Origin of the sequence: Streptomyces morookaense, assembly GCF_013030945.1 — a bacterium.
GTDB lineage: Bacteria > Actinomycetota > Actinomycetes > Streptomycetales > Streptomycetaceae > Streptomyces > Streptomyces morookaensis.
Window position 1 is genome coordinate 1 of record NZ_JABBXF010000169.1, and the last position, 2369, is coordinate 2369.

Annotated in this window: 3 protein-coding genes; all 3 read left to right on the plus strand. The window is 68.2% G+C overall.

Going from position 1 to position 2369, the window contains the following annotated elements; genetic code table 11:
- Window positions 1-261: pore-forming ESAT-6 family protein (locus tag HG542_RS33885; protein ID WP_176607266.1), on the plus strand; the 261-nt coding region annotated here is incomplete at its 5' end.
- Window positions 262-305: 44 nt separating this feature from the next.
- On the plus strand, window positions 306-707 hold the full coding sequence (locus tag HG542_RS33890) for a DUF6507 family protein (RefSeq protein WP_227723579.1): 402 nt from the start codon (window positions 306-308) through the stop codon (window positions 705-707).
- Window positions 704-2369, plus strand: a 1666-nt coding sequence (locus HG542_RS33895; protein ID WP_171088236.1) for a hypothetical protein, incomplete at its 3' end; no start/stop codon positions are given. The genes HG542_RS33890 and HG542_RS33895, both read left to right, overlap by 4 nt.

The window sequence follows — 2369 nt, forward strand, 5'->3', positions numbered from 1 at the left end:
GTGCAGGGCTCGTTGCAGGGCATCATCTCCCGCTTGGAGTCGGTCCTGACCGACCGCGATGCCGCGGTGAAGGCGGCAATGTCCGACTTCCAGGCGGACGGGGTCTCGGACCAGTACCACGACAAGGAACTGCGCTGGCAGCGTGCGGCGCACGAGGTCCGCCAGATCATCAATCTGCTCCGGACGACGATGGAGAAGAACGACGGCACGGCGCAGTCGACGCTGGCGAAGGCGAAGGCCGCCGTCGACGGCATCGGCTGACGGCCGACGCACCACTGCAATTCAGGGAAATACGGGGGTATTTCGTGTCCGGTTGGGACCTTCACGTCGAAGCTGTGCGCACCGTGCTCAGCGACACCGATACAGCCGCGGGCAAGTTCGAGGGCGAGTTCACGACCTACGGCAACAGCATGGCGAGCGCGGCGAAGTCCGCCGGCACGATGGCCCCGGGGGTCGCCCCCAAGAGCGGCACTCCCGGCCCGGTCGCGGCAGCACTGCAGGAATTCGCGGACAACACCATGAAGGACCTGCAGTTCCTGCCCGCCCGGGCGGGCAAGTCGATCAGCGGTGCCGTGAAGGCCACCGAGGAGTACATCGACGGTGACCTGAAGATGGCGCAGGACGCCCAGAACGACGCCCTCAGCGCGCCGAAGCTTCCGCCGCTGGGCAAGGACGGCGGCAAGGACGGAAAGGGCGACGGCAAGTGATCGACGTCAGTTCCATTCCGGACTTCTCCGGCGATCTGGAGCAGTTGGAGAAGGACGCGGGCACGCTGAAGAAGGCTGCGTCCGACATCCGCTCGACGGGCGGAGAGGTTCACACCAAGTTCCAGGGACTCAAGTCCTGTTACACCGCTCCGGAAGCGGAGCAGCTGTTCGCGACGACGCTGCCCGTGCAGGACGGTGCGGACAAGTTCGCCACGAAGCTGGAGTCCGTCAGCAGCGCCCTGTCGACGTTCGCGAGCGACGCGCGGCCGCTGGTCTCGCGCATGGCGGAGCTGAAGTCGCAGGCGGAGGCGTTCTGCAAGTCGGTCGAGGGCAAGAAGGACTGGCAGAAGGACCAGAGCAAGGTCGACAAGAATGCCAGCCTGGTCCACGAAGTGGGCCGGGTCTGGGGCGAGTTCCAGGAGGCCGAACGCAAGGCCGCGGGCAAGATCAGTGATGCGGCCGGCAGCGGCACGAAGTGGACGGTCGACGACGGCTCCCACAAGAAGGGCATGTACGGCTTCAGCACGGATGACGCGGCCAAGGCCGACGACACCCCCTGGGGCAAGGTCGACAAGCGCAAATACGAGGGCCTGGAAGCCGCCTGGCACTGGACGACGGACCACGTGGGCAGCGCGCTCAAGGGCTTTTTCGTCGATGGCGTCTGGGGCACCCTGAAGGGCCTCGGCAACATGGTCAACGTCTTCGACTGGGACACGTTCAAGAAGACGTGGAGCGGTATCGGCGACGTCTTCGGCGGCGTCAGCGCGTACATCATGACCCCGTACGACTGGGCCATGGACAAGATGTTCGGCCCGGTGGACCACAGCGACACGGACCGCCAGAAGAAGGCGCTCCGCGATTTCGGCAAGTCGCTCGTCGCCTGGGACGAATGGGGCAAGAACCCGACCCGTGCCGGCGGCACGGTCCTGTTCAACGTCCTCACCATCGGCTCCGGTTCGCTGCTCAAGCTCGGCAAGGCGGGCAGCCTGGCGGCGAAGGCCGGCGAGGCGGGCGAGGCGGGCAGTGCGGCGAGCAAGGTGAGCGCTGCCGCGAAGGTGGCGAACGCCCTCGGCAAGACGGGCCGGCTCGTCGACCCGATGACGTATGTCGGCAAGGCGGGCGAATTCGTCAAGCTCCAGGTCGGCGACCTGATGTCCGGGATGAAGAACGTCTACAAGGGCACGTACACGGACTTCCTGAACGGCACGGGGAAGTACCGGCTCCCCGAGACGTCGGTGAAGATGCCCGACGGCTCGATCGTCCACCACGACGGCAGGATGGAACTGCCGGACGGCAAGCCGAGCCAGAAGCCGGTCCCGGTCGAGCCGTCGGCGGCGGAGCGCGCGACGCAGCATCCGGCCGGTACGCCGTCGCACGACCGTGTGCCCGCGGGAGTGGGCGCGGGCCATGGCGGCGATCATCCGGCGCCGGCACCGAAGCCGGTGCCGAAGCCGGGTCCGCCGCCGGGTCGTGGCGGTGGCGGTGGCGGCCATGTGCCGACGGGCGGTGACGGAGGTGGCGGTCACGGTGGTGGCGGCCACGGCGGCGGCGACAACCCGGCGCCGAAGCCGGTGCCGAAGCCGGGTCCGCACCTGGGCGGCGGTGGCGGCGGCCATGTGCCGCCGGGCGGTCACGGTGGTGGCGGTCACGGTGGTGGTGGCG